The organism is Streptomyces sp. NPDC107581 (genome assembly GCF_055657175.1).
Window position 1 is genome coordinate 36,785 of record NZ_JBVKBH010000011.1, and the last position, 16,039, is coordinate 52,823.

The 16,039-nt window shown below is 71.0% G+C and carries 14 protein-coding genes; 5 read left to right on the plus strand and 9 right to left on the minus strand.

Going from position 1 to position 16,039, the window contains the following annotated elements:
• Nucleotides 1–72: 72 nt before the first annotated feature.
• A complete protein-coding gene (locus ACZ7P3_RS26740) occupies nt 73–1,578 on the plus strand; it encodes an LCP family protein (protein WP_472085586.1) in 1,506 nt (501 codons plus the stop codon).
• Nucleotides 1,579–1,785: 207 nt separating this feature from the next.
• On the opposite strand, the gene ACZ7P3_RS26745 is transcribed toward ACZ7P3_RS26740, so the two are convergent.
• Both ACZ7P3_RS26745 and ACZ7P3_RS26750 read right to left on the minus strand, forming a co-directional pair.
• Nucleotides 1,786–3,540: an LCP family protein gene (locus ACZ7P3_RS26745; protein WP_472085587.1), complete on the minus strand. Its 1,755-nt coding sequence runs from the start codon at nt 3,538–3,540 to the stop codon at nt 1,786–1,788.
• Nucleotides 3,541–3,742: 202 nt separating this feature from the next.
• Entirely contained in the window at nt 3,743–4,291 is a 549-nt protein-coding gene (locus ACZ7P3_RS26750) for an acyl-CoA thioesterase (protein ID WP_472085588.1), read from the minus strand.
• A gap of 119 nt (nt 4,292–4,410) precedes the next feature.
• Between ACZ7P3_RS26750 and ACZ7P3_RS26755 the strand changes: the two genes are divergently transcribed.
• A complete protein-coding gene (locus tag ACZ7P3_RS26755) occupies nt 4,411–5,730 on the plus strand; it encodes an LCP family protein (protein WP_472085589.1) in 1,320 nt (439 codons plus the stop codon).
• Nucleotides 5,731–5,844: 114 nt separating this feature from the next.
• On the opposite strand, the gene ACZ7P3_RS26760 is transcribed toward ACZ7P3_RS26755, so the two are convergent.
• Together ACZ7P3_RS26760 and ACZ7P3_RS26765 are read right to left on the minus strand one after the other, a co-directional pair.
• Nucleotides 5,845–6,201, minus strand: coding sequence for a four-helix bundle copper-binding protein (locus tag ACZ7P3_RS26760; protein WP_472085590.1), 357 nt, complete (start codon nt 6,199–6,201; stop codon nt 5,845–5,847).
• Between the two features lie 165 nt (nt 6,202–6,366).
• Complete coding sequence (locus ACZ7P3_RS26765) at nt 6,367–7,524, minus strand: acyl-CoA dehydrogenase (RefSeq protein WP_472085591.1); 1,158 nt, start codon at nt 7,522–7,524, stop codon at nt 6,367–6,369.
• Nucleotides 7,525–7,704: 180 nt separating this feature from the next.
• On the opposite strand from ACZ7P3_RS26765, the gene ACZ7P3_RS26770 reads away from it, so the two are divergent.
• Nucleotides 7,705–9,048: a UDP-glucose dehydrogenase family protein gene (locus ACZ7P3_RS26770; protein ID WP_472085592.1), complete on the plus strand. Its 1,344-nt coding sequence runs from the start codon at nt 7,705–7,707 to the stop codon at nt 9,046–9,048.
• Between the two features lie 373 nt (nt 9,049–9,421).
• Here the strand turns inward: ACZ7P3_RS26770 and ACZ7P3_RS26775 are convergent, their stop codons facing one another.
• Nucleotides 9,422–9,781, minus strand: a complete 360-nt coding sequence (locus ACZ7P3_RS26775) for a MerR family transcriptional regulator (RefSeq protein WP_472085593.1) — start codon at nt 9,779–9,781, stop codon at nt 9,422–9,424.
• Nucleotides 9,782–9,843: 62 nt separating this feature from the next.
• Between ACZ7P3_RS26775 and ACZ7P3_RS26780 the strand changes: the two genes are divergently transcribed.
• On the plus strand, nt 9,844–10,974 hold the full coding sequence (locus tag ACZ7P3_RS26780) for an alkene reductase (protein ID WP_472085594.1): 1,131 nt from the start codon (nt 9,844–9,846) through the stop codon (nt 10,972–10,974).
• Here the strand turns inward: ACZ7P3_RS26780 and ACZ7P3_RS26785 are convergent.
• Genes ACZ7P3_RS26785 through ACZ7P3_RS26795 form a run of 3 tightly spaced genes read right to left on the minus strand, consistent with a single transcriptional unit; the run spans nt 10,923 to nt 13,764 of the window.
• Entirely contained in the window at nt 10,923–12,101 is a 1,179-nt protein-coding gene (locus ACZ7P3_RS26785) for a dipeptidase (protein ID WP_472085595.1), read from the minus strand. The genes ACZ7P3_RS26780 and ACZ7P3_RS26785 overlap by 52 nt on opposite strands.
• A 5-nt stretch (nt 12,102–12,106) precedes the next feature.
• Entirely contained in the window at nt 12,107–12,628 is a 522-nt protein-coding gene (gene purE / locus ACZ7P3_RS26790) for a 5-(carboxyamino)imidazole ribonucleotide mutase (protein WP_472085596.1), read from the minus strand.
• Nucleotides 12,625–13,764 (minus strand): 5-(carboxyamino)imidazole ribonucleotide synthase, encoded by a 1,140-nt coding sequence (locus tag ACZ7P3_RS26795; RefSeq protein WP_472085597.1) that lies wholly within the window; start codon nt 13,762–13,764, stop codon nt 12,625–12,627. Before ACZ7P3_RS26795 ends, purE begins: the two co-directional genes overlap by 4 nt.
• A 182-nt stretch (nt 13,765–13,946) precedes the next feature.
• Here ACZ7P3_RS26795 and ACZ7P3_RS26800 point away from each other — a divergent pair, with 182 nt between their 5' ends.
• Nucleotides 13,947–14,450 carry a GtrA family protein gene (locus tag ACZ7P3_RS26800; RefSeq protein ID WP_472085598.1) on the plus strand — a complete coding sequence of 168 codons (504 nt, stop codon included), beginning with the start codon at nt 13,947–13,949 and terminating at the stop codon, nt 14,448–14,450.
• A 192-nt stretch (nt 14,451–14,642) separates the two neighbouring features.
• Here the strand turns inward: ACZ7P3_RS26800 and ACZ7P3_RS26805 are convergent, their stop codons facing one another.
• A complete protein-coding gene (locus ACZ7P3_RS26805; RefSeq protein WP_472085599.1) occupies nt 14,643–15,914 on the minus strand; it encodes an ATP-binding protein in 1,272 nt (423 codons plus the stop codon).
• Nucleotides 15,915–16,039: the final 125 nt, after the last annotated feature.

Here is a 16,039-nt window from a genome sequence, read left to right on the forward strand (position 1 = left end):
CGCGGGCTGAGGATCGTATGGGCCTACGGTGCTCACGGATCCCACGTACGGCCGTCGTCCGGAGGTGTCCCCTTGCCCAGCCCGCCACGGTCCCCTGCCCGGCCGCAGCGCCGACCGCAGCCGCCCCGCCGTGTGCCCAGGCCGCCCGAACGGGGCGTGCGGACTCCGCGGCCCCGGCGGCCGCGCTGGGCCGTGCGGGCGATGACCACGCTCTCCGTCGTGGTGCTCGCCTCCGCCGGCATCGGCCACGCGGTCGTCACCAGCCTGGACGCCGGTATCGCCCGGGTGGACGCCTTCAAGGACATGAAGAACCGGCCCCGCGCGGGACACGGCATGAACGTCCTGCTGGTCGGCACCGACGGGCGCGACAAGATCAGCCAGGCGGAGCGGCGCGCGTACCGGCTGGGCGGACAGCCCTGCCACTGCACCGACACGATCATGATCGTGCACATCTCGGACGACCGGGAGCGGGCGACCGTGGTGAGCCTGCCCCGCGACTCCTACGCCGAGGTGCCCGCGCACCTCGACACGACCACCGGGCAGCGGCACGCAGCGCACCCCGTCAAGCTGAACGCGGCCTACGCCGAGGGCGGCCCCCAGCTGACCGTCGCCACGGTCGAGGCGATGACCCATGTGAAGATCGACCACTATCTGGAGGTCGACTTCACCAGCTTCATGAAGACCGTGGACGTTCTCGGCGGGGTCCAGGTCTGCACGCCGACACCGCTGAAGGACTCGTACACCGGTCTCGACCTCGCGCCCGGCACCCACCTCCTCAACGGCGGCCAGGCACTGCAGTACGTGCGCGCCCGGCACCTCGACGGGGCGAGCGACCTGGGCCGGATGAAACGGCAGCAGCACTTCCTGGCCGCGCTGATCGAGCGGGCCAGCTCCTCCGGGGTGCTGCTGAACCCCATGCGGTTCAGGGACGTGACCCGGGCGGTGCTCGGCTCGGTGCGGGCGGACGAGGGCTTCGGCACGGACGAGCTGCTGGACCTCGGCCGGGCGATGCGGAACTTCTCCCCGTCCTCCTCCGAGTTCACCACCGTGCCCATCGGGCAGATGAACTACCAGGTCAAGGGCATCGGCTCCACTCTGAAATGGGACCAGGCGGCGGCCGGCAACCTCTTCCAGGCCCTGCGCGACGACAAGCCGCTCACCGTGGACCACCCGCACCGCGCCGCCGGGCCGGTGCCGGTGGAGGTCGACCCGCGGCAGATCAGGGTCCGGGTGGAGAACGGCACCGGTACGGCCGGGGTGGCCAAGCGGCTGGACGCGGCCCTGGCGGCGGCCGGTTTCGCCACCACCCACCAGCCGGTCACCGCGGCCGCCCACGACGTCAGGCGCACGGTGATCTCCTACGACCCCCGCTGGGACCGTTCCGCCCGCTCCCTGCTCGCGGCCCTGCCCGGCAGCGAACTGCGCGCGGTACCCGGCCAGGGTCCGATGCTGAGGGTGACCGCGGGGACGGACTTCAACGACGCCGGCAAGGTCCGCAGGGTCAGGGTCGAGGACCCGGGCCGGCCGGAGCAGAGCGTGGTGCGCGGCAACGAGGTGGTCTGCTCGGGCGGAGCGTAGGCAGGACCGGGCGGGCAGGACCGGGCGGGGCGCACCGGGCCCGGGACACACCGCCGGGCAGGACCGGACGGTGCGCACCGGGCTCGGGACACACCGGGTGCGGTGCGCACCGGGGTCACGACGCGCACTCGGGTCATGACGGGTACTTGGATCACGACCCGCACTTGGGTCACGACCCGTACTTGGGGTCATGACCCGTACTTGGGGTCATGACGCGCACTTGATCTCGTCGGCCGTCGACTTCGGGAGGCCGGCCGGAGCCTTCGCCGGGCCGTCGAGAGGTATGCCCGCGCCCTTGAAGTCCGCGCCGAGCCTCAGCACCATCGCCGGCAGCCCCTGCGCGTTCTTCTCGCTCCTGCCCGGCTTCAGAGCCGACGCCCCCAGCCCCATGAGGTCGGCGAGCTCGCGCGCCTGGTCGGCCTGGCCGGGCGCGTACTCCAGGGTCGTCCTCGGCTGGGTCCCGCCGGCGTTGCCGAGCTGGCTGGACCTGGTCACGCCCTTCTCGGTCTGCAGCCAGGCGAGGGTCTGCTGGGCGGAACCGCCGGGTGCGCCCGCGTTGTACAGGTCGACCCGGACGTCCGCGGGGGCGGAGCGGCGCCCCTCCAGCCGGGCGGCCTGCTGCGCCTTCTGCTTCCTGTGCACCTCGGTGAGGGACACATCGTCCTTGATCACCGAGTAGAGCTGCCGGGCGGGTTCCGGGTCCGGGACGACCGTCTTGTGGATCGCGCCGTCGGCCGGGTTGTCCCGGACCGGCAGGGTGACGAAGGAGATGTTCTTGGGCGGCACCTTCTTCAGCTCCATGGCCACGTCCTTGAGCCTGCTGATGCTGCCGATCCCCTTGTCCACGGTGAGGGCCTTGGTCGCCGCCTCCGCCAGATCCAGCAGCTCGCCCGGATCACTGAGCGTCGAGCCGGACTTCATCTGCCGGAACAGCGAGGCGAGGAACTGCTGCTGGACCTTGATCCGGTCCAGGTCGCCGTGGTTGCCCCAGCTGTACCGGGTGCGGACGAAGGCCAGGGCCTGCTCGCCCTGGACGTGCGACGGCCCGGCCGGCAGGTCCAGGTGGGACTTCTTGTCCTTGACGGGGTGCTTCAGGCAGACCTTGACGCCGCCCACGGCCGTGGTCAGCGTCTTCACGGCGTTGAAGTCGGCCATCATGAAGTGGTCGACCTTGATTCCCCCGGTGAGCCGCTGGACCGTCCGCACCGTGCAGCCGGGGTCGCGGCCGAGCTGTCCCAGGCTGGTGTTGAAACGGACGCCGTCGGCACCGGGGATGGTCTTGAGCGAGCCGTCGGGCTGTCTGGTGGGGCAGTCCGGGACGGTGGTGACCAGGTCGCGGGGGATGCTCAGCGCGGTCGCGTTCGTACGGTCCTCGGAGACGTGCAGCAGGATGTTGGTGTCCGCGTGCCCGACGCTGTCGGCGTCGCCGTAGCCGGCGTCGCCCTTCCCCCGGCGCTTGTCGGTGCCGATCACCAGGATGGTGAACGCCTTGTCCTTGCTGAAGGTGTCGCTGGTGGCACCCGCCGTGTCGGTCGTGGTGATGTTGCCGTCGAGGTGCCGGAGATAGAGGTAGACACCGGTCCCGCCTGCGGCCACGACGAACGCCAGGGCGCCGCTGGTCCACAGCAGAATCCTTTTGCCCGTGTGCTTCTTCTTGCTCTTCCGGCTGTTCTTCCGGTTGCCCTGCCGGCTCGCGCCCCGCGGCGTCCTCTCCGCCGTCCGGCCTGTGGGCCCGGGCGACCCGGACGGCCCGACCGAGGGCGCGGACGGCTCGGCCGACGGCCCGGGCTGCTCGGGTGGTCCGGACGACCCGGGCGGGGACACGGGCTCGCGGGGCGCGGGCACGGTCGGCTGCGCCGCGGCGGGGTCCGGACACAGCTCGTACTCGCCCGTCTCCGGGTTCAGCACCCACTGATCCGCCGGGTCGACTCCCTCGTCCCACCCCTGGCCCTGCCTGCCCACGTCGCGCCCTCCCCCGTCGCACCGGATCGCTCACACTATCCGCACAGTTCTTCGACAGGGTGCCGCCGTGATTCATCCCACTCCCGTACAACCCCCGTACGGGAGAAGGAAGTTGCTACCTCTCCCCCACCTCGCCCCTACCCCTCCCGCGCCTCCTGCCCGCCGCACTCCCCCACCGCTCCGCCAGTCCTCGAATGTTCCGCTAGTCCTCGAAGCCCTCCGCGGCCCGCTTCTCGCGCAGCTCGCGGATGGCCCGGCGGCGGGCCAGGCGGTGGGTGCGGCGGATCTGGGCCTCCTGGCAGCGGCGGCGGTCGCGCTCGGTCTCCGGGACCACCGGGGGCACCCGGCGCGGCTTGCCGTCGGCGTCCACCGCCGCGAAGACCAGATAGGCCGAGCCGACCTGGGTGGCGGGGGCGGACTCGTTCCAGCGTTCGGCAAGGACCCGGACGCCGATCTCCATCGAGGTCCGGCCGGTCCAGTTGACCTGGGCCTTCACATGGACCAGATCGCCCACGCGGACCGGCTCCAGGAAGGCCATCTCATCCATGGACGCGGTGACCGCGGGACCGCCCGAGTGCCGTCCGGCCACCGCGCCCGCGGCGTCGTCGACCAGCTTCATGATCACCCCGCCGTGCACCGTACCCAGGAGGTTGGTGTCGCTGTGGGTCATGATGTGGCTGAGAGTGGTGCGCGAAGCGGACGTCAGTTTGCCCGGGATGTCCGGATTCCCGTCCAGGGCCTGGTCTGTCATGGCCCCCACCTTATGCCGAAGTGACTTTCGCGGAATTTGTGTCAGCTTCGCAACAGCGGCGCCCTGATTTTCCGACATCCCTTGTAAGACACACGGCGGTGCCCTGCACACTGGGGCGCATGAATGACTGGCCCGAGGGATTCTCCGACGAGAACCGCCGTCCGCGCTACGGACGCGGCAGTGGCGGCGCGCAGCCGGAAGGCGCCCGCGTGATGCGTCAGGTGCAGCGCGGCCCGGCGGTACCGCCCGGGCAGCGCTCGTACGGCGCCCCCGGCCCGTCGGCGCCGCCGTACGGCGCCGGGGTCCCGCAGCAGCCTTCGTACACCGACGGCCAGGGATACGACGGCTACGGCGACTACGACAGCGGCTACAACACGGGCCAGGTCTACGGCGCCCCGGGCGGTGGTCCGGGCGGGCCCGGCGGCCCGCAGGGCGACCCGGCCCGCGGCCCCCGGCCCGCCCCGAACTGGCGGCGCCGGATCAAGTGGACCGCGATCACGCTGGCCGGTGTGCTGATCGTCACCTCGGTGTCGACGTACTTCTGGGCCGACTCCAAGCTGCGCCGCGAGGTCGACCTGTCGAAGGTCATCGACCGGCCCGAGTCCGGCCAGGGCACGAACTACCTGATCGTCGGCTCGGACAGCCGTGAGGGCATGTCCAAGTCGGACGAGAAGAAGCTGCACACCGGGTCCGCCGAGGGCAAGCGCACCGACTCGATGATGATCCTGCACGTCGGCGACAACGGCGACACGCTGATCTCGCTGCCGCGCGACTCGGACGTGGCGATCCCGTCGTACAAGGGGTCGACGTCCGGGAAGGTCTACCCGGCCACGGGCCGGCACGAGAAGCTGAACGCCGCCTACGCCGAGGACGGCCCGACCCTGCTGGTCCGCACGATCGAAGCCAACACCGGTCTGCACCTCGACCACTACGTCGAGATCGGCTTCCAGGGCTTCGCGAAGATCGTGGACGCGGTGGGCGGCGTCGACATCACCATCGACCAGGCCTTCAAGGACAAGTACTCGGGCGCGGACTTCAAGGCCGGCAAGCAGACGCTCAACGGCGAACAGGCCCTGGCCTTCGTCCGCACCCGGCACGCCTTCGCCGCCTCCGACCTCCAGCGCACCAAGAACCAGCAGAAGTTCCTGGCGGCACTGGCCCACCAGGTGGCGACCCCGTCGACCATCCTCAACCCGTTCAAGTTCTACCCGACCATGGGCGCGGGCCTGGACTCCCTGATCGTCGACAAGGACATGTCCCTGTGGGACCTGGCCTCCATGTTCTGGGCGATGAAGGGGGTCAGCGGCGGTGACGGCAAGTCCATGAACATGCCGGTCTCCGGCTCCACCGGCGGCAACCTCGTCTGGGACAAGGCGAAGGTGAAGACCCTGGTGGACGAGTTGAAGAACGACCAGACGGTCACGGTCTCCGGCAACTAGGGAGACCGGCAGGATCCGGCGCCGTGAGGGATCCAGAAGAGACAAGAAGAGACCAGAAGGACCTGGGGCACCCGAAAGGGTGCCCCAGGCGCTTTCACGGGCGGTTGCTCACCTCTAGGCGCTCGCCATCGCGCGGCACATCTCCGCACAGCGGCGACACGCCTCGGCACAGCGCATCATCTGGGGATCGTCCGGCATCGCCATACACGCCTCGGCGCACATGATGCAGGCCTTGGCGCACATCGCGCACATCTCGGCGGACATCGGCGAGCGCCGCATCATCATGTCGGCGCACATACGGGTCGTCTCGGAGCAGTCCATGAGCGCGCGCATGATCTGCATCTGGGCCTGACCGCCCATCTGCATGCAGGAGCTCATGGTCTCCTCGCAGATGGTGTGGCAGTTCATGCAGGCCTCGACGCAGTCCTGCATCTGCTTGGTCATGGCGGTCATGGTTCCGGGCTGGGTCATGGCTCCTCCTGAGGGGGAGAGGGGCCCGGGACGGGCCCCGTGTGCTTCCGTCCTACGCCGGTGAGCGCCGTTCGGCATGTGACCGACCAGTCGGGAGGCACCCTCCCGAACAGTCGGAAGGCGCCCCGTGGGACGCCTTCCGGAAGAACCAGGAACCGTGGCCGCTTACGGCAGGTTGCGGGCCATGACGATCCGCTGGACCTGGTTCGTGCCTTCGTAGATCTGGGTGATCTTGGCGTCGCGCATCATGCGCTCCACCGGGTAGTCGCGGGTGTAGCCGTAGCCGCCGAGGAGCTGGACGGCGTCCGTGGTGACCTCCATGGCGACGTCCGAGGCGAAGCACTTGGCGGCCGCGCCCTGGAAGGTGAGGTCCTTGTCGCCGCGCTCGGAGGCGGCCGCGGCCTGGTACGTCAGGGCGCGGGCGGCGGCGACCTTCATGGCCATGTCGGCGAGCATGAACTGGATGCCCTGGAAGTCGGCGATCGGCTTGCCGAACTGCTTGCGCTCCTGGACGTAGCCCTTGGCGTAGTCGAGGGCGCCCTGGGCGACACCGAGGGCCTGGGCCGCGATGGTGATGCGGGTGTGGTCCAGGGTCTTCATGGCGGTCGCGAAGCCGGTGCCCTCCTCGCCGATCATGCGGTCGGCGGGGATGCGGACGTTGTCGAAGTAGACCTCGCGGGTCGGCGAGCCCTTGATGCCGAGCTTCTTCTCCGGGGCGCCGAAGGAGACGCCCTCGTCGGACTTCTCGACGACGAACGCCGAGATGCCCTTGGAGCGCTTCGCCGGGTCGGTCACGGCCATCACCGTGTAGTACTCGGAGACACCCGCGTTGGTGATCCAGCGCTTCACGCCGTTGAGGACGTAGTGGTCGCCGTCGCGGACCGCCTTCGTCGTCATGCCGGCCGCGTCCGAGCCCGCCTCCGGCTCGGAGAGGCAGTACGAGAACATCCCGTCGCCCTTGGCGAGCGGGGCGAGGTACTTCTTCTTCAGGTCCTCGGAGCCGGAGAGGATCACCGGGAGCGAGCCGAGCTTGTTCACCGCGGGGATGAGGGAGGAGGAGACGCAGGCGCGGGCCACCTCCTCGATCACGATGACCGTGGCGAGCGCGTCGGCGCCGGCGCCGCCGTACTCCTCGGGTACGTGCACGGCGTGCAGGTCGTTGGCAACCAGGGCGTCGTGGGCCTCCTGGGGGAAGCGGGCCTCCTCGTCCACCGCTGCGGCGAACGGCGCGATCTTTGCCTCGACCAGCGAACGGACGGCGTCCCGGAGCATGTCGTGCTCCTCGGACGGGCGGTACAGGTCGAAGTCAGCCGATCCGGCCACGGTCTCTCACGCTCCAAAGACGCAGTGATACTGACGCTAATTACCGTTAAGTAACTGAAATTTTAGAGGCCTGCCGGGAGCACGCCTACGTGAGCTTGGCGACAGCGGGAAAATTGCCCGGTGGACAGCCCGACTATGCTCGGCTCCGCATCACCGACGTACCCGATCTGGAGCACATCCATGAGCCTGAAGATCACCGTGATCGGCACCGGCTATCTCGGCGCCACGCATGCCGCGGCCATGGCGGAGCTCGGTTTCGAGGTGCTGGGGCTGGACGTGGTCCCCGAGAAGATCGCCATGCTGGAGCGCGGCGAGACCCCGATGTTCGAGCCGGGGCTCGAGGAACTGCTGAGAAAGCACGTGCCGGGCTTCGAGGGCTCCTCGGGGCGGCTGCGGTTCACCACCGACTGGGCCGAGGTCGCCGCCTTCGGTGACATCCACTTCGTGTGTGTGAACACCCCGCAGCGGCACGGGGAGTACGCGGCCGACATGTCGTACGTCGACGCCGCCATCGCCTCCCTCGCCCCGCATCTGAGCGGCCCCGCCCTGGTCGTCGGCAAGTCGACCGTGCCGGTCGGCTCGGCCGAACGGCTGGCCGCCTACCTGGCCGAGCACGCGCCGGCCGGCGCGGACGCGGAACTCGCCTGGAACCCGGAGTTCCTGCGCGAGGGCTTCGCGGTGCAGGACACCCTGCACCCGGACCGGATCGTGGTCGGCGTGCACAGCGAGCGGGCCGAGAAGCTGCTGCGGGAGGTGTACGCCACCCCGGTCGGCGAGGGTACGCCGTTCGTGGTGACCGACTTCCCGACCGCCGAGCTGGTCAAGACCGCCGCGAACTCCTTCCTCGCCACCAAGATCTCCTTCATCAACGCCATGGCGGAGGTGTGCGAGGCCGGCGGCGGCGACGTGGCGAAGCTGGCGGAGGCGATCGGGCACGACGACCGGATCGGGAAGAAGTTCCTGCGGGCCGGGATCGGCTTCGGCGGCGGGTGTCTGCCGAAGGACATCCGGGCGTTCATGGCGCGCGCCGGTGAGCTGGGCGCGGACCAGGCGCTGACCTTCCTGCGGGAGATCGACTCCATCAACATGCGCCGGCGCGGCCAGATGGTGGAGATGGCCCGGGAGGCCCTCGGCGGCGGCTCGTTCCTCGGCCGGCGGGTCGCGGTGCTCGGCGCCACCTTCAAGCCCGACTCGGACGACGTCCGGGACTCGCCCGCGCTGAACGTGGCCGGCCAGATCCACCTCCAGGGCGGCCAGGTGACGGTGTACGACCCGAAGGGCATGGACAACGCCCGCAAGGTCTTCCCGACCCTCGGCTACGCCGGTTCGGCACTGGAGGCGGTGCGGGCGGCCGACGTGGTGCTGCACCTGACCGAGTGGCGGGAGTTCCGCGAGCTGGACCCGGCGGCGCTGGGCGAGGCGGCGGCGGCCCGGCTGATCCTGGACGGGCGCAACGCGCTGGACCCGGAGCTGTGGCGGCGGGCCGGGTGGACGTACCGGGCGATGGGCCGCCCGACCGCGTAACGGCATGGGCGCGGAGGCGCCGCGTTGGCGAAGCGCCGCGTAGGCGAAGCGCCGCGTACGCCAGGCGCTGCGTGCTGCCGGCGCCGCGTGCTGGAAGCGCCACTTGCTCGGCGCGCCGCGTACGACGCCGGTTCGGCCGAGGCTCAGTCGGCCGAACCGGCGTCTGTCCGTATTCTGCCCCACGGGACACATACGTGGCCGATGAACCCCCCGTGGTTTACCGCTCCTTGTGGTCCACGGCTCCTCCGCCCGGCATCCGCGCGTCTTCGCCCGCGCCCCCGCACACCTGCATCGGGGTTACGGTCCGTCAGGCCTCCCCGGCCGCCTGGATCACGGTCCGTCAGGCCTCCCCGGCCGCCTGGATCACGGTCCGTCAGGCCTCCCCGGCCGCCTGGATCACCTCGTCCAGGGTCTCCCGGGAGCGGAGCAGATCGGCGATCATGCGGTCGATGCGGTCGCGTTCGGCCGTGAGGTCGGAGACCAGCCGCGGGGTGGCGATCGCGGAGGGCCCGCCGTCCTGGTCCCGCATGCACGGCAGCAGCTGCCGGATCTTCTCGCTGTGCAGCCCGGCGGCGTACAGCTCCTGGATCCGGATGACCCGGTCGACGGCCGGCTCCGGGTAGTCCCGGTGCCCGCCGGCCGTGCGTGCGCTGCTCAGCAGGCCCTGGGTCTCGTAGTAGCGCAGCGACCGCTCGCTCACGCCGGTGCGCCGGGCCAGTTCGCCGATCCTCATCTGGGCCTCCGGGGCCTTCCGGACTTGAATCTGACACTGATGTCAAGTTCTAGCGTACGGGCATGACGCAGACGACGGACTTCCTGGCACCGGCCCGGCTCGGCCGGCTGGCACTTGCGAACCATCTCGTGATGGCCCCGCTCACCCGCAACCGCGCGGCGGCCGACGGCACGCCGACCCCGCTCATGGTCACCCACTACGCCCAGCGCGCGACGGCCGGACTGATCATCGCCGAGGGCTCGACGCCGAACGCCGTCGGGCAGACGTACCCGGACATCACCGCGATCCACACCGACCGGCACGCGGCCGGCTGGCGGGAGGTCACCGACGCGGTCCGCGCGGCCGGCGGCCGGATGTTCCTGCAGCTCCAGCACGGTGGCCGGGTCAGCCATCCGGCGACCACCGGTCTCACCCCGGTCGCGCCCTCACCGGTTCCGCTGCCGGAGACGATCTTCACGCCCGGCGGGCACCGCCCGGCCGTCGTGCCGCGGGAGATGACGGCGGACGACATCCGCGTCACGGTCGACGACTTCGCCGCCGCGGCCCGCCGGGCCGTCGGGGCGGGCTTCGAGGGCGTGGAGGTGCACTCGGCCAACGGGATGCTGCTGCACCAGTTCCTCGCGGACAACACCAACCGGCGCACGGACGCCTACGGCGGCTCCGTCGAGCGGCGGGTGCGGTTCGCGGCGGAGGTGACCGAGGCGGTGGCCGACGCGATCGGCGCGGACCGGGTCGGCATACGCATCTCCCCGGCGAGCACCGTCAACGGCGTCCTGGAGGACGACACCGATGCGCTCTACGCCGCGCTCCTGGACCGTCTGAAGGAGCTGGACCTCGCCTATCTGCACCTGGTGCGCTCCGACCCGGAGACCGGCTGGTACCGGCGGATACGCGCCGACTGGCCCGGCACGCTGATCGGCAATCCCGACCTGACCGGCCTCACCACCGGGGCCGTCACCAGGGCCGCCCGGGACATGCTGGCGGCCGGGGCCGACCTGGTGGCGCTCGGCCGGCCCTTCCTGGCCAACCCGGACCTGGTCGGGCGGCTGCGCCTCGGCGCACCCCTCAACCCGGTCCGGGACCGGTACTTCATGTACGTGGGCGGGGCCGACGGCTACAACGACTACCCCGCCCTGGCCGGTCAGCCGTCCAGCGACTCGATGGTGGCGTGGGACGGGCCGCGGGTGGCCTGAAGAGCCCGGGCCACGTCCTCCGCCGCGCCCAGCACCCGTACCGCGTTCTTCCAGGTCAGCTTGGCCAGGTCGGCGTGGGACCAGCCCCGGTCGAGCAGCTCGGCGATGAGGTTCGGGTAGCCGGAGACGTCGTCCAGGCCGTCCGGGGTGAAGGCGGTGCCGTCGTAGTCGCCGCCGATGCCGAGGTGGTCGATGCCCGCCGCCTCGCGCATGTGGTCGAGGTGGTCCGCGACCGTCGCCACGGTCGCGACCGGGCGCGGGGTGCCTTCCTCGAAGGCGCGGTGGACCGCCATCGCCTCGGGGGTGGTGTCGAGGTGGTGGAAGCCGTGGGCGCGCATGTTGTCGTCGGCCGCCGCCGTCCAGTCGACGGCCGCCTGGAGCACGAACTTCGGCACGAACGTCACCATCGCCATGCCGCCGTTGGCGGGCAGCCGCTCCAGGACGTCGTCGGGGATGTTGCGCGGGTGGTCGCACACGGACCGGGCCGAGGAGTGCGAGAAGATCACCGGCGCGGACGAGGCGTCCAGGGCGTCGCGCATGGTCGTCGCCGCCACGTGGGAGAGGTCGACGAGCATGCCGATCCGGTTCATCTCCCGCACGACCTCGCGGCCGAACGCGGTCAGGCCGCCCGCCTTCGGCTCGTCGGTCGCCGAGTCCGCCCAGTCCACGTTGTCGTTGTGGGTGAGCGTCATGTAGCGCACGCCGAGCCCGTACAGGCCGCGCAGGGTGCCGAGCGAGTTGGCGATCGAGTGGCCGCCCTCCGCGCCCATCAGGGAGGCGATGCGGCCCTCGGCGCGGGCCGTCTCCATGTCGGCCGCCGTCAGGGCGCCGCGCAGCTGCCGGGGGTAGCGGGCGATCATCTGCCGTACGCAGTCGATCTGCTCCAGCGTGGCCGGGACCGCGTCCGGCAGGTCCGAGCGGACGTACACGGACCAGTACTGGGCCCCGACCCCGCCCTCGCGCAGCCGCGGGAGGTCGGTGTGCAGATGGGCGTCCTGGCGTTCGGCGAGGTCGCGGGCGGCAAGGTCGTAGCGGACCTGCTTGCGCAGCGCGTACGGCAGGTCGTTGTGGCCGTCGACGACGGGGAACGCGCGCAGCAGCTCGCGGGCTTCGTCCAGCGAGGTCACGGGCCTCACTTCCCGAAGCCGAAGCCGCCGGCGCCCTCGACCTTGGAGCGCAGCCGCTTGCCCTTCTCGGTGGCCTGGTCGTTCAGGTCCTGCTGGAAGTCGCGCACCTTCTGCAGCAGGTCCTCGTCGTGGGCGGCGAGCATGCGGGCCGCGAGCAGTCCGGCGTTGCGGGCGCCGCCGACGGAGACGGTGGCGACCGGGACACCGGCCGGCATCTGCACGATCGAGAGCAGGGAGTCCATGCCGTCGAGGTACTTCAGCGGCACGGGGACGCCGATGACCGGCAGCGGGGTGACCGAGGCGAGCATGCCCGGCAGGTGGGCGGCGCCGCCGGCCCCGGCGATGATCACCTTCAGGCCGCGCTCGGCGGCGTGCTCGCCGTAGCTGATCATCTCGCGCGGCATGCGGTGCGCGGAGACGACGTCGACCTCGTAGGCGATCTCGAACTCGTCCAGGGCCTTGGCGGCGGCCTCCATGACGGGCCAGTCGGAGTCCGACCCCATGACGATGCCAACAACAGGGCTCATTCGGTGATCGTGCCTCTCAGGTAGCCGGCAGCGTGACGGGCGCGCTCCAGCACGTCGTCCAGGTCGTCGCCGTAGGTGTTGACGTGTCCGACCTTGCGGCCGGGCTTCACGTCCTTGCCGTACATGTGGATCTTGAGCTTGGGGTCGCGGGCCATGCAGTGCAAGTACGCCGAGTACATGTCCGGGTAGTCGCCACCGAGGACGTTGACCATGACCGTCCAGCGGGCGCGCGGGCGCGGGTCGCCGAGCGGGAGGTCGAGGACCGCGCGGACGTGGTTGGCGAACTGTGAGGTGATCGCGCCGTCCTGGGTCCAGTGGCCCGAGTTGTGCGGGCGCATCGCCAGTTCGTTGACGAGTATGCGGCCGTCGCGGGTCTGGAACAGCTCGACGGCGAGGTGCCCGACGACGCCGAGCTCCTTGGCGATCCGCAGCGCCATCTCCTCGGCCTGCAGCGCGAGCTCCTCGTCCAGGTCGGGGGCGGGGGCGACGACCGTGTCGCACACGCCGGCGACCTGCCGGGACTCGACCACCGGGTAGGCGACGGCCTGGCCGTGCGGGGAGCGCACGACGTTGGCGGCCAGCTCGCGTACGAAGTCGACCTTCTCCTCGGCGAGCACCGGGACGCCGGCACGGAACGGTTCCGCGGCCTCCTCGGCGCTCTCCACGACCCACACGCCCTTGCCGTCGTAGCCGCCGCGGACGGTCTTCAGGACGACGGGGAAGCCGTCCCCCTCGGCCGCGAAGGCGACGACGTCGCGCGGATCGCTCACGATCCGGTGCCGCGGGCACGGCACGCCGATCGCGTCGAGCTTCGCGCGCATCACACCCTTGTCCTGGGCGTGCACCAACGCGTCGGGCCCCGGGCGCACGGGAATGCCGTCCGCCTCCAGGGCCCTGAGGTGCTCGGTGGGTACATGTTCGTGATCGAAGGTGATCACATCGCAACCGCGCGCGAACTCACGCAGCGTGTCCAGGTCGCGATAGTCGCCGATGACGACATCGCTCACGACCTGCGCAGCGGAATCCTGAGGGGTGTCACTGAGAAGCTTGAACCTGATGCCCAACGGGATGCCCGCTTCGTGCGTCATACGCGCGAGCTGCCCCCCGCCGACCATGCCGACTACCGGGAACGTCACACCCCTAGCGTATCGGCCATGCCGGTGCGCCCGGATCGCACACCTCTCATGTGCTCTTACCCGGGACTTTCCGACCTCTTTCCGACCCGTTCCCAAGCTGTGGCCTGGTCCGGGAGCGGCGGGCAGGAGGCCTGGATAGCATGGCTGGGTTGACGAAACCTACCGACGGGAGCTGCACAGCCATGGAACCTCGTTCCTCGGGGCTGCAACGGCTCGTACGCGAGGTGGCCAAGTTCGGCGCCGTCGGCGGCGCCGGCGTCCTTGTCAATCTCGGTGTGTTCAACCTGGTCCGGCACGTCTCGGACCTGCCGGTGGTGCGCGCCAGCATCATCGCGACCGTCGTCGCCATCGTCTTCAACTACGTCGGCTTCCGTTACTGGACGTACCGGGACCGTGACAAGCACGGCCGCACCAAGGAACTCACGCTCTTCCTGCTGTTCAGCGCGATCGGTCTGGTGATCGAGAACGGCGTGCTGTACCTGGCGACCTACGGTTTCCACTGGGACAGCCCGCTGCAGAGCAACGTCTTCAAGTTCGTCGGCATCGGCATCGCCACCCTGTTCCGGTTCTGGTCGTACCGCACCTGGGTCTTCCGGGCACTGCCGGCCCGCGAGGCGGTGGCAAGCGCGGAGTCGATCCTGGAGCAGGAGTCGCAGAAGCCCTCGCCCACGCAGCGCGTGCCCTAGGCCGCCCGACCGCAGCGCGTGCCCTAGGCCGCCCGACCGCAGCGCGTGCCCTAGGCCGCCCGACCGCAGCGCGTGCCCTAGGCCGCCCGACCGCAGGGACGCAGCGCGTGGCCCCCGGACGCCCGACCGGAGAAACGCTCCCGGCGGACCGTCGGCCGGGACGTGCCCGGCGGGCTGTCGGCCGGGCCCCCGCTAGCGGACCGTAGGCCGGTCCTCGTCGGGCTTGCGGGCCGGCGGTGTGCGGGACAGGAACAGGCCGAACACCGGCGGCTGGGCCTGGAGCAGCTCCAGACGGCCGCCGTCGGCCTCCGCGAGGTCCCGGGCCACGGCCAGACCGATGCCCGTGGAGTTCCGCCCGCTGATGGTCCGCTCGAAGATCCGCGCGCCCAGGTCGGCCGGAACGCCGGGACCCTCGTCGGTGACCTCGACCACGGCCTGGTTGCCGGTGACGCGGGTGCGCAGGGCGACCGTGCCGCCGCCGTGCATCAGCGAGTTCTCGATCAGCGCGGCCAGCACCTGCGCGACCGCGCCCGGGGTGCCGACGGCCTGCAGGTGCCGTTTGCCCGAGCTGACGACGGCCCGGCCGGCGCTGCGGTAGGCGGGCCGCCACTCGGCGAGCTGCTGCTGGATGACCTCGTCCAGGTCGAAGGAGACGGCGGAGCCGGTGCGCGGGTCGCGCGAATTGGTCAGCAGCCGTTCCACCACGTCCGTGAGCCGCTCGACCTGCGCGAGAGCGACGTTCGCCTCCTCCTTCACCGTGTCCGGATCGTCGGTGAGGGTGATCTCCTCCAGGCGCATGGACAGGGCGGTGAGCGGGGTGCGCAGCTGGTGCGAGGCATCGGCGGCAAGACGCCGTTCCGCCGTCAGCATCCGGCCGATGCGCTCGGCGGAGGAGTCCAGCACATCGGCGACCCGGTCCAGCTCGGGGACGCCGTAGCGCTTGTGCCGCGGGCGCGGGTCGCCGGAGCCGAGGCGTTCGGCGGTCTCGGCGAGGTCGGTGAGCGGGGAGGCGAGCCGGTTGGCCTGGCGCACGGCGAGCAGCACGGCGGCGACCACCGCGAGCAGCGCCACCAGTCCGATGATCAGCAGGGTGCGGCCGACCTCTCGGGTCACCGCGGAGCGGGGCTCCTGGACGGTGACCGTCTCGCCCTCCTCGCCCCGCTGGGTGGAGTGGATGACGTCGCCCTCGGGCCGGGTGCCGATCTCGATGGGCGGCCGGCCCGGCATCCGGATCTCCGCGAACTGCTCCTTGCTGACCGGGTTGCGCAGGACCTCGGCGTTGACGTTCTCCGCGGCGAGGATCCGGCTGTCCACGATGCTGGCCAGCCGCAGCGCCTCGGACTCCACACGCTCCTGGGCACTGTTGCTGATCGTCCGGGTCTCGACGATGACGAGGGACACGCCGAAGACCGCGATCACCACCAGCACGACGGCGAGGGTGGACTGGATGAGACGACGACGCACAGGGCCCTCCGGGATGGCTTACGACGACCAGTGTGCCTTGCAGCTCCGGCCGGGGCAGCCAGCCCGGGGGCGCGGGACCCCGTCGATGTGCGCATCCGCCGCGCGGGCGCGAACGGGCACGACCG